Origin of the sequence: Psychrobacter sp. TB20-MNA-CIBAN-0197, from assembly GCF_040309765.1 — a bacterium.
GTDB lineage: Bacteria > Pseudomonadota > Gammaproteobacteria > Pseudomonadales > Moraxellaceae > Psychrobacter > Psychrobacter submarinus.
On record NZ_JBEOPC010001358.1, the window covers coordinates 1 to 237 of the forward strand.

Annotated in this window: 1 rRNA gene; it reads right to left on the reverse strand. The window is 40.1% G+C overall.

Features of this window, described 5'->3' with window-relative positions:
* Positions 1-133: 133 nt before the first annotated feature.
* Positions 134-237 (reverse strand): 16S ribosomal RNA (locus tag AAEY83_RS18390); the annotation flags it as partial.

Sequence of the window (237 nt, forward strand, 5' to 3'; positions counted from 1 at the left end):
ATGTTATTCATACGAATTTTATTATCAGCTTTTCCAAATTTTTAAAGAGCATATTAATTAGTTATCCCGAAGGACAAGCACTAATTAACAATCATCTGTGTGGACACTACGAACAAATAAGTTCTAAATCGTATAAGGAGGTGATCCAGCCCCAGGTTCCCCTAGGGCTACCTTGTTACGACTTCACCCCAGTCATGAATCACTCCGTGGTAAACGTCCTCCCGAGGGTTAGACTAT